Here is a 22,048-nt window from a genome sequence, read left to right as displayed (position 1 = left end):
GTGGCCGGTGCACGAACTGGAATGCACATGACCCCCACATCCACAGCCGACGACACGCTGCAGGTTCTGCGCAACCGCACCTTCGACGAACTGGTCGTCGGCGAGCGGGCTGTGCTCGAGCGCAGCCTGACGATGCAGGACATCCAGGTGTTTGCCGCAATGTCGGGCGACGTCAATTCCTTCCATGTCGATCCGGCATTCGCGGCCGGCGCCCGCTTCCACGAGGTCATCGCGCATGGCATGTGGGGCGGCGCGCTGATCTCGGCGGTGCTGGGCACGCGCCTGCCCGGTCCCGGAACGATCTACCGCAGCCAGTCGCTGCAGTTCCGTGCACCGGTCAAGGTCGGCGACCGGCTGCGGGTCGAGGTCGTCGTGCTGCGCAAGGACCCGGCCACGCGCGGCGTGGTGCTGGACTGCCGGTGCACCAACCAGGCGGGCCAAGTGGTCATCGAAGGCGAGGCGGATGTCGTGGCGCCGTCCGAACGCATCGAACGCGCGCGCACCATGCTGCCGGAGATCCGCCTTGATGCTGCAGGGGGCGAGGGACTGGTGCGCTTGCTGGCGCATGTCGCAGCGCTGCCGCCGATCCCGGTGGCGGTGGTGCACCCCTGCGATGCGCCGAGCCTCTCGGCAGCGCTGGCGGCGCAGGCGGCGGGGGTCATCGAGCCGATCCTGGTCGCGCCGCGCGCGAAGCTGGTCGCGGTGGCGGCCGAGGCCAGCCTGGACCTGTCCGGAATCTTGATCGAGGACGTGCCGCACAGCCACGCGGCGGCCGCGCGCGCGGCCGATCTCGCCCGCCAGGGCACGGTCGAGGCGCTGATGAAGGGCAGCCTGCACACGGACGAGCTGATGGCGGCGGTTGTCGCCTCGAGCGCCGGGCTGCGCACCGGGCGCCGGGTCAGCCACTGCTTCGTATTGCAGACGCCGCATTACCCGCGCGCGTTCATCGTCACCGATGCCGCCATCAACCTGGCCCCGGACCTGGCGCAGAAGGCCGACATCATCCGCAACGCGATCGAACTGGCGCAGGTGATCGGCGTGGTCAAGCCGCGCGTCGCGATCCTGGCCGCGGTGGAGACGGTCACCGCGTCGATGCCAGCCACGCTCGATGCGGCGGCGCTGTGCAAGATGGCCGACCGCGGCCAGATCACCGGCGCCGTGCTCGACGGTCCGCTGGCCTTCGACAACGCGGTCTCAATCGCGGCCGCGCGCACCAAGGGAATCGTGTCCGAGGTGGCGGGCCAGGCCGACATCCTGGTGGTGCCGGATCTGGAAAGCGGCAACATGCTGGCCAAGCAGCTGATGTACATGGGCCAGGCCGCCAGCGCCGGGATCGTCATGGGCGCGAAGGTGCCGGTGATCCTGACCAGCCGCGCCGATTCGGGCGCCTCGCGCCTCGCCTCATGTGCGATCGCCGCGCTGGTGGCGCATCACTATCGGACCACACCGCCGTGACCCGTGATCAGGTGCCCCACGATCCCGCCACGCATGCGCCGATGGCGCCCGCTTACGAGCACGAGCACGAGCATGTGGACGTGCGCGATCCTGTCGGGCAGGCGATGGCCCTGCTGCATGATCCCGTGTGCGGGATGGCGGTGGACGCGCGGTCAGCGCATCGACGCGAGCACGCTGGGCACGTGCTGCTGTTCTGCAGCGCGCACTGCGCGGCGCGTTTCGACGCCGACCCGGCACGCTGGCTGCACGCTGCGCCGGCCGGTAACGTGCCTGCAGCCGTCGTGGCAGACGGCGCGGTGTACCTGTGTCCGATGCACTTGCAGATCCGCCAGGACCATCCCGGCGCGTGCCCGATCTGCGGCATGGCGCTGGAACCGGAGATGCCAACGCCAGACGACGACACGCCCGAACTGCGCGACTTCTCCCGACGCTTCTGGTGGACACTGCCGCTGACCGTCTGCGTGTTCGGACTGGCGATGTTCGGCCACCGCCTGCACCTGTTCGACATGACGGTGCAAAGCTGGGTGGAATTCGCGCTGACCACACCCGTGGTGCTGTGGGCCGGGGCGCCGTTCTTCGTCCGCGGCTGGCAGTCGCTGCGCAACCGCAGCCCCAACATGTGGACCTTGATCAGCCTGGGCACCGGCGCGGCGTTTGCCTACAGCGTCGTGGTCACGGTCGCGCCCGGGGTGTTTCCCGCATCGTTCGCGTCGATGGGGCGGGTGTCGGTGTACTTCGAGGCGGCGACGGTGATCGTCTCGCTGACCCTGCTCGGACAGGTACTGGAACTCAAGGCGCGGGCGCAGACCTCGGCGGCGATCCGCTCGCTGCTCGGGCTGGCGCCTCGAACCGCGCGCAGACTCTCGGCCGATGGCGACGAGGCGGACGTGGCGCTGGCCGATGTCCAGGTCGGCGACCGCCTGCGCGTGCGCCCGGGCGAGAAGGTGCCGGTGGATGGCGTCGTGCTGGACGGGGCCAGCGCCGTCAACGAATCGATGCTGACCGGCGAGTCGGTGCCGGTGCGCAAGATGCCGGGCGACCGGTTGATCGGCGCCACCCTCAACACCACCGGTGCGCTGGTGATGCGCGCCGAGAAGATCGGCGGGGCCACCGTGCTCGCGCAGGTCGTGCAGATGGTCGCCACCGCGCAGCGCTCTCGTGCGCCGATGCAGCGCATGGCCGACACCGTGGCCGGCGGCTTCGTCATGGCGGTGGTGGCGATCGCGGTGGTCGCGTTCTTCGTCTGGGGCTGGTGGGGTCCGCAGCCGAGTTGGGTCTACGGCCTGATCAATGCGGTTTCGGTGCTGATCATCGCCTGCCCCTGCGCACTGGGGTTGGCAACGCCGATGTCGATCATGGTCGCCACCGGACGCGGTGCCAGCCACGGCATCCTGTTCCGGGACGCGGCCGCCATCGAACGTCTGGGCCAGGTCGATACGCTGGTGATCGACAAGACCGGCACCCTCACCGAAGGCCGTCCCGCGTTCCGCTGCGCGGTGCCCGCCCCGGGCTTCGACGCCGGTGAGGTGCTGCGGCTGGCGGCCAGCCTGGACCAAGGCAGCGAGCATCCGCTTGCCGCGGCCATCATGCGCGAGGCGCGCGAGCGGCAGCTGGATCTCGAGACCGTGGCGGCGTTCGAATCGGATTCGGGCATTGGCGTGCGCGGCATGGTCGAGCGCCGTGCGCTGGCGCTGGGCAACACCGGACTGATGCGCCAGGCCGGCGTGGCAGTCGATGGGCTGGTGGCCGAAGCCGAGGCCCTGCGTACCGAGGGCGCCAGCGTGATGTACCTCGCCGTCGACGGCCGGCTGGCGGGACTGCTGGCGGTCGCCGATCCGGTCAAGGCGGGCACGCCCGAGGCGCTGGCCGCGTTGCGTGCCGCCGGCCTGCGACTGGTCATGGCGACCGGCGACGGCTTGACCACGGCGCGCTCGGTGGCCGCGCGGCTGGGCATTGACGAGGTGCACGGCGAGGTGCAACCCGCCGACAAGCTGGCCCTGGTCGAACGGCTGCAGCGCGAGGGGTGCGTCGTGGCGATGGCCGGCGACGGCATCAACGATGCACCGGCGCTGGCGCGCGCCGATGTCGGCATCGCGATGGGCACCGGCACCGACGTGGCGATGGACAGCGCGGCCCTGACCCTGGTCAAGGGCGACCTGCGCGGCATCGCCACCGCCCGCGCGCTGTCGCAGGCGACGGTCGCCAACATGCGTCAGAACCTGCTGTTTGCCCTGGTCTACAACGGCCTGGGCGTGCCGTTCGCCGCCGGTGTCTTGTATCCGTTCACCGGCTGGTTGCTGTCGCCGATGTTCGCCGCGCTGGCGATGAGCCTCAGCTCGGCGTCGGTCGTGGGCAATGCACTGCGGCTGCGCCGGCAACGGATCGGCCCGTCCACACCCCAGGCCGCGTCGCGGAGCCGGGCATGAGGCTGCCTGCCGCCGCCGACCGCTATCCCACCCGCGGCGATCTGGTGCTGGTGCTCAACTGCGGGTCGTCGAGCATCAAGTTCGCGCTGTTCGACGCCGGACATGATCCGCTGCCGCGCACGCCGGTGTGGAACGGCAAGGTCCAGGGCATTGACGGTCCGGCGCCCACGTACGGCGAGACCGGCGTCGCACCGGCAGCGGTCGCGCTGGATCAGGCGCAGCCCTACCACGCGGCGCTGCAGCACATCCACGACGGGGTATTGGCGCGCCTGGGTGGACGCAGGCTGCGCGGCATCGTCCATCGTGTCGTCCACGGCGGCAGCCTGTACTCGGCGCCGGTGCGCGTGGACGCCACCGTGCTGGCCGACCTGAAGACCTACATCCCGCTGGCGCCGCTGCACCAGCCGTTCGCGCTCGAAGCGATCGAGGCACTGCTGGACGCGTGTCCGGAACTGCCGCAGGTAGCGTGCTTCGACACCGCGTTCCACGCCACGCTGCCCGACGTCGAGCAGGTCCTGCCGTTGCCGCACGCGCTGTGTCGGCCTGGGCTGCGCCGCTACGGATTCCACGGCCTGTCCTACGACTATCTGTCGGTCGCCTTGCCCGAGCGCCACGGCACGCGCGCACGCGGGCGGGTGATCGCCGCGCACCTGGGCAGCGGCGCCAGCCTGTGCGCACTGCAGGACCTGCGCAGCGTCGCCACGACGATGGGTTTCTCCGCGCTTGACGGTCTGATGATGGGCACCCGCACCGGGGCGCTCGATCCGGGTGTGCTGCTGTACCTGATGCAGGTCGAACACCTGACCTCCGAAGAGCTCGGCCGCATGCTTTACCACGCGTCGGGGCTGTTGGGGGTGTCGGGCATCTCGTCCGAACCGCGCGTGCTCGTGCAGCACGAAAGCGATGCCGGCGAAACCGGCGCGCGTGCGCGTCTCGCGCTGGCGTTGTACGTGCGCCGCATCGTCCGCGAGATCGGCGCGCTGGCCGCGGTGCTCGGTGGCCTAGACCTCCTGGTGTTCACCGCCGGGGTGGGGGAGCACAACGCCTTCGTCCGCGACCGCGTGTGCAGCGCGCTTGGCTGGCTGGGCATTGCGCTCGATCAAGGCGCCAACCAGGCCGATGCGCCGATCATCTCCACCGCCGACAGCCGCATCGTCGTGGGCGTGGAGCCGACCAACGAAGAATGGATCGCGGCCCGGCACGCGGCGTCGGCATTCGCCGCCGCATCGACCGGACGCGCGGTCGCAACACCGAACTGAAGGAGAACGTGATGCTGCTGGGGCTCGACGAATCGATCTGGAAAATGATCCTGCTGGTACTGGTGTTGCCGGTCCTCACGGTGGGCGCGCTCAACGTGATCTACCGCAAGCGCGGCGGCATCAGCCAGGGCTGGGGCGGCGTGCTGGTCGTCGCCCTGGCGGGCATCGTCGGCGTTCTGGTGATCCTCGACAAGGTGCGGCTTTGAGTCGCACGCGGCGACGGCCGCGTCGCCCCGGTCCACGGGCGCGCCTGCTCGTGGCCGCACCCGCGCTGGGGCTGGCGATGATGCCGCTGCTGGCATCGGCCCAGGACGCGGTCGACTGCCGCACCGAGGCTACGCAGCGCATCGGCGCGCCGGTGGTCAACCTGCGCATCGACAACGACACCTTCGGGGGCCGCGACCAGGACCAGGGCTACAGCAACGGGCTGCAGGTCACGCTGGTCTCGCCCAATCTGGTCGACTACACCGACGACCCCTGCCTGCCGTCGATCGCACGCAGGCTCAACCGCTACATGGATGCGCTGTACGCCGATGCGTTCGAGCAGCAGAACATGGTGGTGACCCTGGGGCATGCGATCTACACGCCCACCGATCCGGTGCCGGTCGCGCTGATCGAGGACGACCGGCCATATGCAGGCGCGCTGCTGGTTGGTCTTGGCTACAACGCACGTCACGGCGACCGCCTGCGCACCAGCCTGCTGCGGGTCGGCGTCGTGGGGCCCGCCGCCCTGGGCGGCAAAGTGCAGAGCGAGTGGCACCGCATCGTCGACGCGGACCGCTTCCGTGGCTGGGACAACCAGTTGCGCAATGAACCGGTGTTCCAGTACATCCACGAACGCATGCGGCGCTGGCCCGGCAGCGCGTCGCGCGATCGCGGCGTGTGGGATGCGATCGGGCATGCGGGCTTCAGCGTCGGCAACTTCGCCACCTACGCCAACACCGGCATCGAGTTCCGCCTGGGCCTGCGCCTGCCCGATGATTTCGGCAGTACGCCGGTGCGCCCGGCCGGTGAGAACACCGCGCCGCGGATCGTGTTCGACAACCGCTGGAACGGGCATCTGTTCGTGACCTCGGACGCCCGCTGGGTGCTGCGCGACATCACCCTGGACGGCAACACGTTCCGCGACAGCCATAGTGTCGACAAACGGGCGTTCGTCGCCGACGTGGGCTACGGCGTGGCAGTCACGCGCGGGCGCTGGAAGCTGGCCTTCGCCCGCTACCACCGAACCCGCGAGTTCGAGCGCCAGCGGGAACGACCGGTCTACGGCAGCTTCACCATCGGCCGGCAGTTCTGAGCCGCTTTTCCCTGGAGAACGATCCGCCCATGCGACGCCTCGTCCTGCCGATGCCCGGCAACCAGACCTTCGCCACCCGGCTGGCCGCCGCCTGCGACGGCGATCCCGGGCGGATCGAAACCCGCCACTTCCCCGACGGCGAGAGTTACGTCCGCCTGCTCGACGACCCCGCCGGGCGCGTGGTCGATCTGGTCTGCACCCTGGCGCGGCCCGACCCCCAGTGCCTGGCGCTGCTGTTCTCCGCCGATGCGGCGCGCGAGCTGGGCGCGACGTCAGTGAACCTGATCGCGCCGTACCTGGCCTACATGCGCCAGGACTGCCGCTTCCACGACGGCGAGAGTATCAGCTCGGGCACCTTCGCCCGCCTGCTGTCGTCGACGTTCGACCAGGTGGTGACGGTGGACCCGCACCTGCACCGCTACCCCGCGCTGGGCGCGCTGTACACGGTGCCCACGACCACCCTGCAGGCGGCGCCGTTGCTGGCCGACTGGATCGCCGCGCACGTGGACGCACCGCTGATCGTCGGTCCCGACGAGGAAAGCGCGCAGTGGGCCGGCGCGATCGCCGGGCGCATCGACGCCCCAACACGTGGTGCTGCGCAAGACCCGCCATGGCGACCGCGACGTCGAGATCGCCTTCCCCGACCTGTCGTCGTGGCGCGACCGCACGCCGGTGCTGGTCGACGATATCGCCTCGTCCGGGCGCACCCTGGCCGTGGCCGCGCGTATGTTGCGCGAGCAGGGCCTGAAGACCCCCGAGTGCGTGGTGGTGCACGCCCTGTTCGGCGACGACGCCTGGGAGACGCTGGTCCCGCTGTTCGCCCGCATCACCTCCACCGATGCGGTACCGCACCCCAGCAACCGCATCGCACTCGCGCCCCTGATCGCCGACGCGCTGGTCTGGGGTCTCCGGACTGAGCCGACGACGACAGGAGTACCGCTGACCACCGCCATATCGACACGTTTCTCCGGGAGAGAGCACACCATGCCGATCGACACCGACGTAAGCGCCCGCTGGCGCGCGGGCCACGGCCCGATCATCCATCGCGCCGACACCGGGGCGCACATCGACGCGCTGGTCGCGCAGCGCGCCTCAGCCCGGCCGACGATGTCTTCGTGCGGCATCGAACGGGTGCTCGACATCGACACCGAGGACCAGTTGGTCGCGTCGGTGCTGTCGAAGAAGATCGCAGCCGGCACCACCCACGTGCTGATCGACATTCCGGTCGTGCTGACCGCGAAGGGTCCGCAGCCCGGAGGCGGCCGAGCGTCCGGCGGACCTGCTGTCGACCACTGCCGCGGCGTTCGGCCTCAAGGTGCCGTGCCTGCAGACCGACGGCCACCAGCCGGTGGGACGCGGCTTCGGCCCGGCGCTGGAGGCCCGCGACGTGCTCGTGGTGCTGCACACCACGCCCGATGCGCCGCGTGACCTGCGCGCGCGCGCTGCCACGCTCGCCGGTGCGCTGCTGGAGATGGCCGGCGCGGCCGCGCTCGGCGCCGGTCTGGCCCTGGCCCTGTACACGCTCGACAGCGGACAGGCGCGCGACCGCTTCGAGCGCATCTGCCGCGCGCAGGGCGGTCTGCGCACGCCACCGCGGGCGGCCTGCGTGCAGGCCTTCGACAACCGCAAGCTGGCGCGGCTGGCCAAGCTTGCCGGGACGCCCGAGCGGCCGGTCGCCAGGCTGCACCTGGAGATCCGGCCTGGCGACGAGGTCGCACGTGGGCAGCCGCTGTTTTCGCTGCATGCGCAGACGCGGGGGGGGGGCGCTGGCGTATGCGCTCGACTATGCGCGCCGGGCCGGCGACATCGTCCAGATTGGTGACTGAGCCGGTGGCGGTCCGCGCGCCCACCGGCGCCCGCCTGGATTCAGGCGTCGGCGATCAGCGGCGCATCGTCTTCGGCGGCCCATGCCGGCAGCTGGAACGGGGCGCCGGAGACCTGCATGACGTTGCGCAGGCCTTGGCCGATGCGGACGATGTGCCCCAGGTCGTTCATCAGCGACCCCAATTGCACGCCATCGACCTGACGGTTGCGGGCCATGACGAACAGGTGCTGGCGGAACTTACGTTCGAAGGCCTGCGCCTGCGTCGCCAGCGCCGCCAGGCGCGGCGCCCACGCCGCCGGGTCAGGTTGCTCGAGCGCCAGGGCATGCAGCGCGCGCAGTTGGGTGAGCAGATGTCGGCGCAGCGCGAGGTAGGCGTCGCGGCGGGCCCCGTCCGCGCACGCCAGTTGCACGCTCAGGTTGACCTGCAGCTGGCGCGCGTCCTTGACCGCATTGACCAGTTGCAGGGCGACCAGCTGCGAGTGGGTCCACGCCTGCTGGTGGGCCTCGTCCAGCGGCACGTCCAGTTGCCCCATGAACGTCAGCAATTCGCCGTAGACCCCCTTGACGTGCCGCTGGTACACCGCCTCGGCATCCAGCGCGCGCGCGTCGGGGCGCGCTTCCAGGCGGGCCGCGTTGGGCTGGGCGCAGGTCAGCCGGTCGACTGGCAGGTACAGCGCGTGGCAGATCACCTCCAGGCTCAGGCGGGCCGAGGTGGCGCAGTTCGGCGGCCACGGCCATGAGCGCGGTGTCCGCCGATTCCAGCGCCGCGGCGTCCAAGTGCCGGGCCCGGGTGCGTGCGATAACGGTCGCACCGGCCAGTTCGGTGATCAGCACCTCGGGTTCGGCGCGGTCGGGCAGCCAGCGCTCCAGCGCCGCGGCCAGGGCCTGTTGGCACGGCCAGAACAGGGCCGCGCCGGATGCGTTGAACAGGGTGTGGAACAGCGCCAGCTGCAGTAGCGTGTTGTCGCCGAAGCCGCCCCAGCCGGCCAACGTGCGCACCAGCCAGGCCAGCGGAGCAAGCAACGCTAGTGCCAGGATGGCGGTGACGCCGTTGAACAGCACGTGCGCCAGCGCCAGCCGCTGGCCGCTGCGGCTGCCGCCGAGGACGCCGACGAAGGCGGTGCTGACGCTGCTGCCCACGTTGGCGCCGATCGCGATCGCCAGTGCTTGGCCCAGCGCCAGCTGCCCGCTCGCCAGCGCGGCCAGGGTCAGCATCAGCGTGGCATGGCTCGACTGCAGCACGACCGTGGCGAGCGCGCCGGCCCCGGCGAACAACAACGTGCCGGCGATCCCGTCGGCCCCGATGCCGCTCAGGTCGAATTCGCCGCCGAATGCGCCGAAGCCGACCTTGAGCTGGTCGATGCCCAGGAAGATAAAAGCCACGCCCAGCACCACTTGGCCGGCGGCCTTGCCACGCGCGCCGGTGAAACCGGCCAGCACGCCGAACACCAGCAGCGGCAGCGCCAGTGGCGACAGGCTGACGTCCTGGCCGGCCAGCGCCAGCAGCCAGATGCCGCTGGTCGCGCACAGGTTGGCGCCGAGGATGATCGCGATGCCGCCGGCCAGCTGGATCAGGCCCGCGCCGAGGAACGCGATGGTCAGCAACGACACCAGCGTGCTCGACTGCAGCAGCACGGTGCCGCCGATGCCGAACAGCAGGCCGCGCATGCGCGTGCGGGTGCTGCGGCCGAGCACCTGCTCCAGCCGGCTGCCGGCGAGCTGGCGCAGGCCGTCCTCCAGGCACTGCATGCCGAACAGGAAGATCGCCAGCCCCGCGCACAGCTGCAGCCAGCCCGCGTCGCGCCAGAACGACCACGCCAACGCGATCGCCGCGAGCGCGGCGAGCAGGAACCGGGCGGGCTGCGACGGACTCCGTGGATCTGGGGGCGTCGATTATCGGCCAATGCGCACCGCGCGTGGCCGGCCCGCAGCGCAGCGTCCCGGATCTGGCGATGGACGCACCGCCGCCTGCATTTCGGTCGATCCCGTTTTTTTTCCCACAGGCATCAAGGAGACCCCCATGCCGCAGACCTCCCTCCCGTCCCACGACCGTGCCGCGCCTTGGCAGGAAGTCGTGACGCCCGGCCGCTTCACCGGATTGAAGGTCGTGGTGACCGGTGCCGGCTCCGGCATCGGCCTGGCGACCGCCCTGCGCATCGTGCGCGAGGGCGGGCGCGTCGTGGCCAGCGATCTCGATGCCGGGCGGCTCGATGCGCTGCGCGCCGCCCAGCCCGAGGTCATCGTGCCGGTCGCCGGCGACATCACCGACGACGCGCACCTGGCTGCAATCATCGCGGCCTGCGACGGCAGCCTTGATGGCCTGGTCAACAACGCGGGCATCATCGACGGATTCACCGCGCTGGGCGACACCAGCGACACGCTGTGGGCGCGGGTGATGGACGTCAACCTCAACGCGCCGTTCAAGCTCACCCGCGAGGCGCTGCCGATGCTGCAGCGCTCGGGTGCGGCATCGGTGGTGAACGTGGCGTCGGAGGCCGGCCTGCGCGGCTCGACCTGCGGCACCGCCTACACCACGTCCAAGCACGCGCTGATCGGCATGAGCAAGAGCGCGGCGTTCTTCTATCCCGGCGTGCGCGTCAACGTGGTCGCGCCCGGGGCGGTGGCCACCAACATCGTCGGCACCGTCGCCTCGGAGTGGGCGTATGCGCGCGCGCAGGCGGTGAATACCGCCATCGGCCCGCCGCAGGCCCAGTCCGACCAAGTGGCCGCGTCCATCACCTTCCTGCTCAGCCGCGATGCGACTAACCTCACCGGGGCGGTGTTGCCCTCGGATGGTGGTTGGTCGGTACGCTGACGGCGGTGCCCGGCCACGGGTGGTCGATCGAGCGCACCCGTGGCAGTGGGCGGGGCCGTGCAGTTCGCGCAGATGCCGGCCGATAGCCTGGTTTTCCCAGACTGCAAACTTCAAATTCTCCACACATTCTTCTTCCAGAATGCATCGCCTCCGTCACGCGTGAGTCCCTGCATGTCCTCCGCCGCAGCCTCGACCCGGCCCCTGGCACTGCGCCGTGCCCCGATCGCCACACGGCGCCCGGTCGGCAGGCCATGGCTTGCCCGAAGGGGGCACTACAGGCGGGGGGATCACTTTGGGAAGGGTCTGCGGCTGAGGCAGCGGCGTGATGACCGGTACTGCGCGGGTCCGCGCCGCGTGCCCTTCTCCGCGCGAGGCGATGTCCGCACGCGGACCCGGCAGTCGTGGACCGCCCGCGTGATCGCGTGGAGGCGGCCTTGATGCCGCATCGTCCGTTTTGGAAGGGGATCAAGAGAGTGCTCCAGATCATCGTGTTGCTTTGCCTCGCCTTCGTCGTCGCGGTCGTGGTCATCCGCTGGCGGCACCCGCTGCCGCCGGTGGAACCGCGGACCGCGTCCACGCTGGCCGCCGACACCGGTGACACGGCGCTGGGCCGCGGAATCGCGGCGATCGTCGCGGACCGCGACCCCGTGCTGTCGGGCGTGCGCATGCTCGACGACGGCCGCGATGCGTTCGCCGCGCGTGTGTTGCTGGCCCGCGCCGCGGAGCGCACGCTCGACGTGCAGTACTACATCTGGCACGACGACCTGTCCGGCGGGCTGATGCTCGAAGCGATGCGCGACGCCGCCGAGCGTGGTGTCCGCGTGCGAATGCTGCTCGACGACAACGGCATCGCCGGACTGGACGCGCACTTGGCCGCGCTCGACCGCCATCCCAACGTCGAGATCCGGCTGTTCAACCCCTTCGTGATCCGCAGCCCGAAATGGCTCGGGTACGCCACCGATTTCCTGCGCCTGAACCGGCGCATGCACAACAAGAGCTTCACCGCCGACAACCAGGCCAGCATCGTCGGCGGGCGCAACGTCGGCGACGAGTACTTCGACGCCCGCGACGAGGGCCTGTTCGCCGACCTCGACGTGCTGACCATCGGTCCGGTGGTGGCCGAGGTCTCGGCCGACTTCGACCGCTACTGGGCCAGCGAGTCGGCGTATCCGGCCAGCCGCATCCTGCCCGCCGCCGGCGATGACGCGCTGGAGATGCTCGCTGCGCACGGCGGTGCCCTCGGGCACGATGCGGCGGCGGCCGACTACGTGCGCGCGGTGCGCGAGCTGCCGTTCATCGCGGAAATCCTGGACGGGCGGCTGGCGTTCGAATGGGCACCGATCCAGATGATCAGCGACGATCCGGCCAAGGGCGTCGGCCAGGCCGTCGGCGACGGGCTGCTGACCCATGCGCTGCAGGACGCGATGGCCCGGCCGGGCCGCGAGGTGCGGCTGGTGTCGGGCTACTTCGTGCCGACCGATGCCGGGGTGGAGGCGTTCACCGCCCTGGCCCGGGCCGGCAAGGACGTGGCCATCTTCACCAACGCGTTCGAGGCCAACGACGTCTGGGTGGTCCATGCCGGCTACGCGCACCACCGCCGCGCCTTGCTCCAGGCGGGTGTGCGCCTCTACGAGATGCGCGGTGCGCAGGCGGACGGGCCGCGTCCGCGCCGGCACCTGCTGGCCACGGGCAGCGGCTCGGGCAGCGGCGATGGCCCGGTGCTGCGCTCCAGCGGCGCCACCCTGCACGCCAAGACCTTCGCGATCGACCGCCGCGAGGTGTTCATCGGCTCGTTCAACTTCGATCCGCGGTCGATGCACCTCAACACCGAGCTCGGCTTCCTGATCGGCAGCCAGGCACTGGCCACGCGGATCTCCGACGCGTTCGACACCCGCATCCCCCTGACCACCTACGAGGTCGTGCTGGCGCAGGACGGCCGGCTGAACTGGATCGAGCGCGATCCCGACGGCGGCGCCGTCGTGCACGTCGCGTTACCAGGTCAAAGTGTAGTGAGCGATGAAGCCGAGCTCGCGTTCCCAGGAGCCGAAGCAACCGATTCGGGCCATCGCAGTCAGCGCTTCGTCGAGCGTCTTGTCGCTGAGCGCGCCGACGTTGACGCTCCAGGCCAGCTCGCGGCGACCTACCGCTTTCTGACGCTTTACATGCGTCTTCAGCTCGGCAACGACGGTCTTCAGCGTACGGCGAGGCACTAGGGTTACAGAAAAATCCTGGGCGTTCGTAGGGCAAACCACTGCAGCTCACCGACTTCTGAGGACCCGTGTGGACAGAGAACTACGGGCTGGAAGCGATGAACGGATGCGGGATAGGAAAATTCTTACAAGACATTAGGGGAATGGAGGGGTAGCGTCTCCGGCCCTACACAGGCAACTTGGCACTCAGCACGTGCGTGCGTTTGGGCAATACCTCCTCAGTTCCCCCAATCGCCGGTCCTCGGGCCAGCGCACGTTGCTCTTCTGTATGGATGCGGCCCGCGCGATCAGGTGGCGAGGTTTGGCTGTGAGGCGAATCCGGTGAGGTACGGGCTCGCTAAAGGTCGAAAAATAGGGACGGCTACTTGGCCGTCCCTTCTCTTTGCGCTTTGAGTCGCGTCCGCTCCGCATAAAGCTCAAGACTGCGGCTGTCCTCACGAGGCTCCGCTCTGTCCGTCCCATGGCCGCTGATGGCATCTTTGGATGAATGCGCGTTTTCGCACAGAAAAGCCTGGCTACGTGATGGTAGCGTGGCCAATGAGCCACGCTGATGCCAACGCCGACCAACTCTCCTACCTTGTCCAGCATGGACGTCTACGAAGTGCGTTGGAGCAGATCAACCAGGTTGCTGGGTGTCGGTTTACCGCCATCTTCAGATTCGACGACGGCGATCTTCGCAATCTTATCCTTGTAGATAAGGAAGACCTGCTTAATCTGGTCATGGACACGATTCCTGTCCGGGACTCTTACTGCATGTTTGTGCGGCAGTCTGAAGACGTCTTTTCAGTGGACGACTCTTTGACCGATGACCGTGTCCTCGGTCATGCGAAGCGGTCTGTGCAACGCACTTATATCGGATATCCACTTCGCACCTCTTCAGGGAAACTGTTCGGAACGCTTTGTCACTTTGATTTCTCCCCCGTGACGGTCTCTGACTTTGCAAAGAAGCTTACTGTTGAGTTTATTGCGAGCTTGAACCTAGAAGCGATCGAAGAGGCAGCGTTTCTGGATGTGGAAAGGCGATTCGAGTCGCTGCGTCTGATGACAGACTTGATCACAAGTTCTTCTGCGACCGTCGAGGAGGCGCTGGAGGCGTTTCGCGAATTCGCGGCGCCTCTCAACAGCGAGTCGGTCAGCCGCCTTTCAGCAGCACAGGCGTTTGCGATGCAAATCAAAGTAAACGATCTCGAAAAGTTGATCATCAAAAAGACAGCGCGTCGGGATGCCGGGATTTCGGCGCGCGACTGATCCTGTTTGAGGGGGCATGCGCGAGATCACAGGCGCCCTTCAGATGGACGCTGAGCTAGCGCGTCTGCGGGTGAGCAGCACCATTTCGATTCCGCAAAGCGGTTCGGTGGTGCGAGCATCGTAGAGTTCGACGGTCTGTTTGCTGCACGTCCGACACCAGCGACGGAAGCGGGCATGCCAGGCTTGGTCAGTCGGCAGATTGCTTCGATTGAGGAAGTCGCCAAGCGCGAACAAGCAGGAGTCAACGTTCTCAGACTCCTCCCAGTAAGGAACGTCGAAGATCCAATCAAAGTTCGGCGATTTTTTTTCGGCGAAGGCGCCGCAGCACTAGCCATGTGCGACTCTCCATGTGCCTAGCCTTGCGGCGAATAAGCAATACTACGCTCAGAGCAGCGTGGCGCCTGTGCGGTGGGACACACCTCCCGAAGACGATGCTGCAGTTGGGAGCGAACGTTGGCACTGCCGCTGGGCGCCCTGATGGCATTAGCCACGGGCTGAGGGAACACGCTGTCCATGCGCTTCGTACGCGATGTGAACTCAAGAATATTTCGGGCTTGTCTGCGATCATCGAGCGTGGCATCGTTCCGCGCCTTCAACCTTCTGTGCCCTGCATGCCCGTTCTTGAATAGCTCTGTTCAATGCGTTGGCGATGCTTGATGAGGGGCTGGCGCCGACGGAAGAGCCCCTTTACGAAACGCTTGCGAAAGCAGGGCTGGCCCATGCAGATTTTCCGCGGCTGACGCGGGCGGGGCGCGACCTTTTTGACGCGTTGCGGCTGCACCACGCGCCGGTTCAGTCCCGACGCCTTTAGCGACGGCCGGGCCTATCGAGTCCGGGACAGCTGATCCCATTCTCAGCCTTCACGTCTCTGAGTCCTTCGCTCACGAGGACATCGGCATGGTTCTGGTGAGTTCCACCATCTCGATGCCACCCACATGACCCAGCGAACGAAGCGTGTAACCCGTGTGGGCGGGTTGCTGCATGGCGCACCAGACACGAAAAGAAGAGGCCCAGCGGTCATCCCTCACCGCACCACTGCGCGCGAGGAAATCTGTCAGAGCAAACACACGTGATTCCTGGCAGTCGCCATCACGGCTCCAGTGGGGAATGGTGTGCCGGGAATTCTCCTAATTTCGGGCATGGCGATTGTGACCGGGAGCAAATGCCGAATGGCGGCATGTCGATGTTTGCGCTGCAATGCACGCCACCTCAGTTCTGACGAACACTCTATTCCCCGCATGCAGGCGCGCCCCGCGCCGCGCCCCTGCTGGGACTGGTATAGGCGTGAGAGAATGGCCTCATCGACCACGAAGGAGTGACATGGGGCATCAAGCGACCAATGCGGCAGAGGCGTTAGCGCAGGCCTCTACAACGATCATGGGCATGCTGGCGGTAGGCGAAAAGCCCCGTAGGGTCCTGTTCCCCGAAGCACTTGCTGACGAAATCCGACTTGCACTGTCGCTGACAGCCGGGGGGTTTCGTCGGCCTGAGGTGCCCCTTCACGTGCTGGGAATCCCTTACTACTTCGAAGGCACCGAACTTGTCGTGGAGCCTGCGTCCAATCCCTGAAGCGTCCGACCTCCCAACGGGTCAAGAATCTGCTGGATCTCGGCGTTGACGTTGATGGGCCGCAAGCCCAAGTGCCGCTCCGAACACAACGAGCGACGGAACTGTCAGTGCGGCAAACCCCATGACCTGAAACAGCTTGGCCGCGAGGATCCCTCCCAGCGAGAACGTGCCGAGCACGAGCAGCATGAGGCTAAAACGTTTGCGCGGAAGGCGATCCCCTCGCACCGTCTGCCCAACTACCAGTCCCAGGTCAGTGAAAAAACCTGTGAGGTGCGTGCTACGGATCGCCGATCCACTATAGAAAGACGTCATGGCGTTCTGAAGACCGCATGCCGCAGCCGCCAAGCTGGCTCCTAAACCATGTTGGCGTGTGAGCAGATAGCTGGCTAAAAGGAGCAGCACGCCTTCGATGCCGAGAGTCAGCACGTAAGCTTCCGAAAGCGCCTTGTCCTTAAGCACCAGTCCCCCGAGGAACGCTCCACCAAAAAAGCTTGCCATGACTGCAAGGAGGATCCCCGCGACGCCCCATTCTTGGTTGGCGATCGCAATGCTCTGAAGGGAGGCTGTTCCGGTTAGGTGGCTCAGCGCTTGATGCTCGAAGCCCAAGTAGCCCACCACGTTCACCATGCCCGCGGTGAACGCCAGCAGTGCCGTGCCGACCCAAGCAATTCGGGGCACCTCAATTCCCAAAGCCGCCTCCTTGAACGCATAGGATCTTGTGTTCGATAGAGCACATTATCGAGGCTAGAGGGTTGTGCCGTCATCTTCAGTTCGGCCAACAATGGGCCTGATATCGGAGGGGGTCAGAAGTGGACGGCCTCTAGCAGAAACTCAGGAGGTTGCTAACCCAGCCGTATTCGGTTGCCGCCTTGTTTCTTTGCTTCGTAGAGCGCCGCATCCGCTTTGGCGAACCAGTCTTGCCAGTCCTTCTCACCGTCAAAGAGGGCGGCGCCGACCGATACAGTCATTGGGCCTGACGGGCTTGACGACTGTTCCGCGACCACGCGTCGCATGCGCTCCGCCGCGCTCTCCAGGGCGTCGATTGAACCGATGGGTAGGACCATGACGAATTCTTCGCCGCCAAATCGATAAACCTGATCTCGCTCGCGAAGCTGGTTTTGAAGAACATGAGCCACCTGCTTGAGCACCACATCGCCGGCAGCATGGCCATGGGTATCGTTGACGGACTTGAATCGATCGAGATCGAGGATGAGCATGCCAATGGCCGAGCTTTTTCGGCTCACAGCCTGAACCAAGTCGGTCTCCATGGCACGACGATTGGGTAGTTGAGTAAGGGGGTCGAGCGAAGCGAGACTATGTAAAAAGCCGCTGTGGTCTCGTATCTGCACCGAAAAGAACAGTGAGAACAAAAAGATCAGGCACCAGGTCGTCAGTGTTGTGTAGAGGTAGACGCTGGAATCCCCGCTCAAAGAAAGAGCGCCAAAACCAATCAGAACCAACGAGCACGCGACAGCGACCTTGACCGGTGCAAGATAGAAGGAGGACATAAGCGCGAGGTAGATCCATCCGTGCGAGTCGAGGCCAACTCGATAGAGCACCGCACAGCAGAAAACTGTGTTGACTAAGCACATGAGCGAACCCGCGACCTCAGCGCGTCCTGGCGCCCACGCCCAGCGAACAATCGCGAGCGTCATGATGGTCACTGATGCATCGATGAACGCCTGCACGTAGTTCTGCTGCAAAATCCGGAAGACTGAGAAGCCCGCGGTTGCAAGGGCGATCATTGCACCCATGAAGGTAACGATGGCGAGGCGGTGGCTGACCTGCAACCTGTTCAACATGAAATCGTCCTGAAAGGGCGTCCAAATCCAGACGGGTATGTATATGTAGGCCCCTGAAGGATGAGAGAGGTGAGTCCGTCATCTTGAGCAGCTTCGGCTGGAGCAGTAGTGCGAGTCCGATTGGGCTCAGCAACCGCCAGTCGCGGTAGCCGTCAGATCGGCAGCGCCAGGTAGGCGTTGTTCGATGTTTCTGTCTTCACTGTCTTTAGACGGTGCCGACCCTATTCATATCGGCTTCTACACTACTGTCTGCCCCAAGATGAGCATTCCGCACCGGCGAACCACGGTCTTGCTTGTCGACGACGACGCGCGATTGGCCGCATTGACCACCGACTGGTTGGAAAAAAAAGGCATCGCGGTCGACTACGCAGCCAGTGGCTCTGACGCGCTGAACTTGGCCACGGAGCAGCGGTTTGACGCGATTCTACTTGACATCGACATGCCCGGGATGTGTGGGATCACGGTGTGCCGCAGGCTTAGAGATACTTCTAACGCTTCCACGCCGATCGTCATGCTCACGGCGCGCGACAGCATAGAAACCAAGGTCGCAGGCTTGGAAGCTGGAGCGGACGACTACGTGGTCAAACCCTTCTGGCCAGATGAGCTCATAGCGAGGATCGAAGCGCTAACGCGCAGGACGCGGAAGGAGGTCGCGCCTGAAGCGGTTGAACTCGACGGTGTCAGGGTCGATCCATGGTGTGGGGAAGTCACGCGGGATGGCAAGCTCGTCAGAGTTCTGCCGACGGGCATGGCGATCCTGCTCGCCCTAATGCGGGCGCATCCCCGGGCGCTAACGCGGCAAGAACTTTTGGTTGAAATCTGGGGAGCGCATTTGCCCGAATCGGATTCCCTTCGGAGTCATATCTATCAACTTCGAAAGCATCTGAACGCGGGATTCGACGAGCCTCTTATCGAGACACTGCCGGGCGCAGGTATGCGGTTTCGCGCCCCGCGGGCTGGTGAAGGAATTCGAGGTGCCTAGGTTTTACAGGTCGCATGCAATCGGGTCATCGAGCATCCAAGCGATTCCAAAGTTCTTCGCTGACCCCTTCCAATACTTCCAACCGAGGCTTACCGAACAGATAGCCTTGGAACAAAGGCACGCCTAGCTCGCGTAATTGAAGATACTCTTCGACCTGTTCCACGCCCTCCGCCAAGACGGTGCTGCCAAGAGCTTCAGACATCTGGACGATGCCCCGGATGATGGCCACACGATTTGCGTCTACGTGAACGTTCCGAACCAGCGCCATATCCAGCTTCAGTAAGTCAGGTTGGAAATCGGCCAAGAGACTCAGGCCGGCATAACCGGCCCCGAAATCGTCAATCGCCGTCATGAATCCGCGGCTCCGGTAGTCTCGAAAGATCTTTGTCAGGTGATCGTGGCTTCGCACCCGCTCGGATTCGGCCGTTTCGAACACAAGCATGTTTGTGGGGAAGCCGAATGCCTGCGCGGCCGCCAAAGTCAAACGGATGCACGCTGCGGGCTCATAGACCGCGTTTGGAAAGAAGTTGATCGATAAGCGCTGCTGTAGTCCGAGCCGCGCGGCGGTCTCGATAGCTTTCACTCGGCATGTCTGATCAAACCGATAAAGTTGGTCTGGCGTCACTCGGGCGATGACCTCGCCAGCGCCACCTCCCATGGCTGATCGGACTAGGGCTTCATAACCGAAAATGGAGCGGTCTCGCGCGTCCACAATCGGTTGAAACGCCATCCGGATATCGAAGTCGAGCTGTTCACCGGTGGCGCAAGCTTTGCACGGGGCAGGATCTGGAAACTGAGTGAGAAGTCTTTGCAGGTGCACGAGCCGCCTCGGCTACGTTCGCGTGAGGACGCAAATGTAATCGATTCGCAAGGTCGTGTGACGCTGCGGCAATGTGTCGTTTAGTGGGGTCGAGGGCTGTTGGAGCTTGCAGATCGCGCGTGCGTTTGATTGTGGGCCTAGTGCTGCCCGCGATGACCCAGTGGCCGCCTTCGACTCGCGTTGCCAACGCGCCCTAAGATCGAGCCCCGGGCCGGCTAAGGCAGAACAGCGCGGTGGAGCTGTACGCAGAAGAAGCGGCGGCTCGATTTGCGAATTTTTCACGAAAGATCGCCTCAGCGGCGGCCACTTCGTCATGGGCCGTGGACATTCGAGGAGTAGCTTGTCAGAGGGGCGCTGGAGGACGCATGGTCAAGACTTTGAAGCACGATGCAGACCGGCTGGCCTTGATTCGCAGCCTCGACCTGCTGTCTCTGGCAGGGAGCCCTGATCTTGATCGCATCACAGAGCTGGCTGCCTACGCCTTCCGGGTCCCCATCGCTTTGATATCGATTGTTGAAGAAGCAGAGCAACGGTTTATTTCTGCTGCAGGCACGCTCCTTGAGCGCACCGAGCTTGAAGCATCGATTTGCGCGCATGCCATTGAGCAGCAGGATGTTTTCGAGGTGGAAGATCTCTCGCTCGACGAGCGATTCCGAAGCAACCGCCTGGTCACGGGCTCGCCCAAGATGCGCTTCTACGCAGGCGCGCCGCTAATGATTTCGTCTGGCCATGCAATTGGGACCATCTGTCTGATTGATCACGTGCCACGCGCACTCACGGACGACGAGCGCGACAAGTTATGTTCGTTTGCGCGTTTAGTGGTGGGCCAAATATCCCTTTTGCGTTCCATCGGACGACGAGACCCGATGACTGGGCTGCCTAACCGGCAGCAGCTGGTGGGCGACCTCGTAGACATGCAGCGTACGAGGGCCGATGCAGGAATGCACTGGTTCTGCATTTTTGACATCTTGGATATCCAGAGCGCAAACCGGGTAGTCCAGGCCGTTGGTTTGGCCCCAATGGAATCGATCATCCGGCAGATCGGATACCGTCTCAGCGATCTACTGCCGTCCTCCTCGCCGCTCTACCACGTTGGTGTCACACGGTTCGCCTTTGTTGCAGAAGAACAAGCCGAGGGCGAATTGTGCGCTCTTTTGGCTCAGCTTAAGGCCGTAGCGAAACAGCCAGTGACCACGCATGGCCTTGTTCTCCAAGGCATGTTCTTCTGTGGCATCACAACGTTCGATCTCTCAGACACGTCGGACGTGTTGCGCCGGGGCGTGACGGCCATGCATGAGGCCATCGAGAAGCGGAAGACGTGGTGCCGTTACAACTTGGAGCGAGATGCCTCTCTCCAAAGGCGATACGCGCTAGCGACTGAGGTAGAGAGCGCAATCGAGAACGAGGAATTCTTCTTGATGTATCAGCCAAGACTCTGCATCGAGACCTTGCGGCTAAGGGGGGCAGAAGCATTGCTTCGCTGGCAACATCCAACGCTTGGGGCGATCAGTCCAAACGAGTTCATTCCGGTCATCGAAAGCACCATGCTCATGCCGACACTCACCCAGTGGGTGCTGCGTCGCGCCCTGCAACAAATGCAGGAGTGGGATGAGCTTGGCGTTGTTCTGGACGTCTCAGTGAATCTTTCAGCATCGGACTTCAACGATGGCACGTTGCCCGGTCAGGTGATGGCTACCGTAGAAGAGTTTGGAGTGGACCCAAAGCGTGTTGAGCTTGAAGTCTCCGAAAGCGAATGGCTACGCGGCAGAAGTGGGGTGGTAGAGCAGCTCGAGACGCTGCGATCTCATGGCTTCGCAGTGGCACTGGACGACTTCGGGTCGGGCTACAGTAATTTTTCCTACCTCAACGAATTTCCGGCGACCATCATCAAGCTCGACAGGTCATTGATCACCGGCATGGAGAACGACGCTCGCCGTTCGACGCTCGTGCGCACACTCCTAAAGCTTGCCGCCGAACTCGGCTATAAAACCGTGGCTGAAGGGGTTGAGTCGGCAGAACAGCTTGGTTTGCTCAAGAAGTGGCATTGCGTTGAGGCGCAGGGATTTTTTATCTCCAAGCCTCTTGAGCCGGATCGATTGCTGGAGCTGGTTAAAGCGTCGGCTTCTTCGTAGCGTAAAGTTCGTGTTGCCCGCTAATGGTTGTCTTTAGCCCCGCTGCGTGTTTTAACCGGGGCGGCAGATCTCCGGCCACGGTGTGCCGAAGCAGCCGCGGTTAGTCGATCCGAAATCGTCTGCTTGCACGGCTGTACTTGCATCGCTCTCGTACCTCAAGCCAGGCATTCGGTCGAATACGGCGCCAGCTGCAATAACAGGAATGGAC

Annotated in this window: 17 protein-coding genes and 2 pseudogenes; 14 read left to right on the top strand and 5 right to left on the bottom strand. The window is 65.4% G+C overall.

Features of this window, described 5'->3' with window-relative positions; translation table 11 throughout:
• Window positions 1-27: 27 nt before the first annotated feature.
• The 9 genes and pseudogenes from LU699_RS06790 (at window position 28) to LU699_RS06750 (ending at window position 8,259) form a co-directional block, all read left to right on the top strand.
• Entirely contained in the window at window positions 28-1,455 is a 1,428-nt protein-coding gene (locus LU699_RS06790) for a bifunctional enoyl-CoA hydratase/phosphate acetyltransferase (protein WP_232133934.1), read from the top strand.
• 134 nt (window positions 1,456-1,589) lie between these two features.
• Window positions 1,590-3,881 (top strand): heavy metal translocating P-type ATPase, encoded by a 2,292-nt coding sequence (locus tag LU699_RS06785; RefSeq protein WP_232134731.1) that lies wholly within the window; start codon window positions 1,590-1,592, stop codon window positions 3,879-3,881.
• Window positions 3,878-5,140, top strand: a complete 1,263-nt coding sequence (locus tag LU699_RS06780) for an acetate/propionate family kinase (protein ID WP_232133935.1) — start codon at window positions 3,878-3,880, stop codon at window positions 5,138-5,140. The genes LU699_RS06785 and LU699_RS06780 overlap by 4 nt, the downstream gene beginning before the upstream one ends.
• Window positions 5,065-5,346: a hypothetical protein gene (locus LU699_RS06775; RefSeq protein ID WP_232580574.1), complete on the top strand. Its 282-nt coding sequence runs from the start codon at window positions 5,065-5,067 to the stop codon at window positions 5,344-5,346. The genes LU699_RS06780 and LU699_RS06775 overlap by 76 nt, the downstream gene beginning before the upstream one ends.
• A 77-nt stretch (window positions 5,347-5,423) precedes the next feature.
• On the top strand, window positions 5,424-6,437 hold the full coding sequence (locus tag LU699_RS06770; protein WP_232134732.1) for a lipid A deacylase LpxR family protein: 1,014 nt from the start codon (window positions 5,424-5,426) through the stop codon (window positions 6,435-6,437).
• Between the two features lie 29 nt (window positions 6,438-6,466).
• Window positions 6,467-6,754: pseudogene (locus LU699_RS06765) on the top strand (ribose-phosphate pyrophosphokinase-like domain-containing protein); the annotation flags it as partial.
• Between the two features lie 271 nt (window positions 6,755-7,025).
• Window positions 7,026-7,151 (top strand): annotated as a pseudogene (locus LU699_RS06760) (ribose-phosphate diphosphokinase); the annotation flags it as partial.
• Between the two features lie 270 nt (window positions 7,152-7,421).
• Window positions 7,422-7,865: a hypothetical protein gene (locus LU699_RS06755; RefSeq protein ID WP_232134786.1), complete on the top strand. Its 444-nt coding sequence runs from the start codon at window positions 7,422-7,424 to the stop codon at window positions 7,863-7,865.
• The gene (locus LU699_RS06750) at window positions 7,825-8,259 is read left to right on the top strand and encodes a hypothetical protein (protein WP_232580520.1); all 435 of its coding nucleotides are present in this window, start codon (window positions 7,825-7,827) and stop codon (window positions 8,257-8,259) included. Before LU699_RS06755 ends, LU699_RS06750 begins: the two co-directional genes overlap by 41 nt.
• 44 nt (window positions 8,260-8,303) lie before the next feature.
• Here LU699_RS06750 and LU699_RS06745 read toward each other — a convergent pair whose 3' ends face one another.
• Window positions 8,304-8,672: a hypothetical protein gene (locus LU699_RS06745; protein ID WP_232580519.1), complete on the bottom strand. Its 369-nt coding sequence runs from the start codon at window positions 8,670-8,672 to the stop codon at window positions 8,304-8,306.
• Window positions 8,563-10,083, bottom strand: a complete 1,521-nt coding sequence (locus tag LU699_RS06740) for a Na/Pi cotransporter family protein (protein WP_232133938.1) — start codon at window positions 10,081-10,083, stop codon at window positions 8,563-8,565. Before LU699_RS06740 ends, LU699_RS06745 begins: the two co-directional genes overlap by 110 nt.
• Before the next feature lie 199 nt (window positions 10,084-10,282).
• Between LU699_RS06740 and LU699_RS06735 the strand changes: the two genes are divergently transcribed.
• The 3 genes from LU699_RS06735 to LU699_RS06725 all read left to right on the top strand — a co-directional run bounded on the left by LU699_RS06735 (window position 10,283) and on the right by LU699_RS06725 (window position 14,535).
• Window positions 10,283-11,077, top strand: a complete 795-nt coding sequence (locus LU699_RS06735; protein ID WP_232133939.1) for an SDR family NAD(P)-dependent oxidoreductase — start codon at window positions 10,283-10,285, stop codon at window positions 11,075-11,077.
• A 665-nt stretch (window positions 11,078-11,742) separates the two neighbouring features.
• Window positions 11,743-13,290 (top strand): phospholipase D family protein, encoded by a 1,548-nt coding sequence (locus tag LU699_RS06730; RefSeq protein ID WP_232580518.1) that lies wholly within the window; start codon window positions 11,743-11,745, stop codon window positions 13,288-13,290.
• A gap of 480 nt (window positions 13,291-13,770) precedes the next feature.
• Window positions 13,771-14,535: a GAF domain-containing protein gene (locus LU699_RS06725; RefSeq protein ID WP_232133941.1), complete on the top strand. Its 765-nt coding sequence runs from the start codon at window positions 13,771-13,773 to the stop codon at window positions 14,533-14,535.
• A 1,590-nt stretch (window positions 14,536-16,125) separates the two neighbouring features.
• Here LU699_RS06725 and LU699_RS06720 read toward each other — a convergent pair.
• Window positions 16,126-16,794, bottom strand: a complete 669-nt coding sequence (locus tag LU699_RS06720; RefSeq protein WP_232149790.1) for a YoaK family protein — start codon at window positions 16,792-16,794, stop codon at window positions 16,126-16,128.
• A 152-nt stretch (window positions 16,795-16,946) separates the two neighbouring features.
• Window positions 16,947-17,906, bottom strand: coding sequence for a GGDEF domain-containing protein (locus tag LU699_RS06715; protein WP_232133943.1), 960 nt, complete (start codon window positions 17,904-17,906; stop codon window positions 16,947-16,949).
• A gap of 184 nt (window positions 17,907-18,090) precedes the next feature.
• Here LU699_RS06715 and LU699_RS06710 point away from each other — a divergent pair, with 184 nt between their 5' ends.
• Entirely contained in the window at window positions 18,091-18,888 is a 798-nt protein-coding gene (locus tag LU699_RS06710) for a response regulator transcription factor (protein ID WP_232133944.1), read from the top strand.
• A gap of 25 nt (window positions 18,889-18,913) precedes the next feature.
• Here LU699_RS06710 and LU699_RS06705 read toward each other — a convergent pair whose 3' ends face one another.
• The gene (locus tag LU699_RS06705) at window positions 18,914-19,618 is read right to left on the bottom strand and encodes an EAL domain-containing protein (RefSeq protein WP_232134733.1); all 705 of its coding nucleotides are present in this window, start codon (window positions 19,616-19,618) and stop codon (window positions 18,914-18,916) included.
• Between the two features lie 455 nt (window positions 19,619-20,073).
• Here LU699_RS06705 and LU699_RS06700 point away from each other — a divergent pair, with 455 nt between their 5' ends.
• A complete protein-coding gene (locus LU699_RS06700) occupies window positions 20,074-21,840 on the top strand; it encodes a putative bifunctional diguanylate cyclase/phosphodiesterase (protein ID WP_232133945.1) in 1,767 nt (588 codons plus the stop codon).
• Window positions 21,841-22,048: the final 208 nt, after the last annotated feature.

The sequence above is a fragment of the Luteimonas fraxinea genome, assembly GCF_021233355.1.
GTDB lineage: Bacteria > Pseudomonadota > Gammaproteobacteria > Xanthomonadales > Xanthomonadaceae > Luteimonas > Luteimonas fraxinea.
Note: the sequence above shows the minus strand (reverse complement) of the source record. Positions and strands in the feature narration are given on the sequence as shown.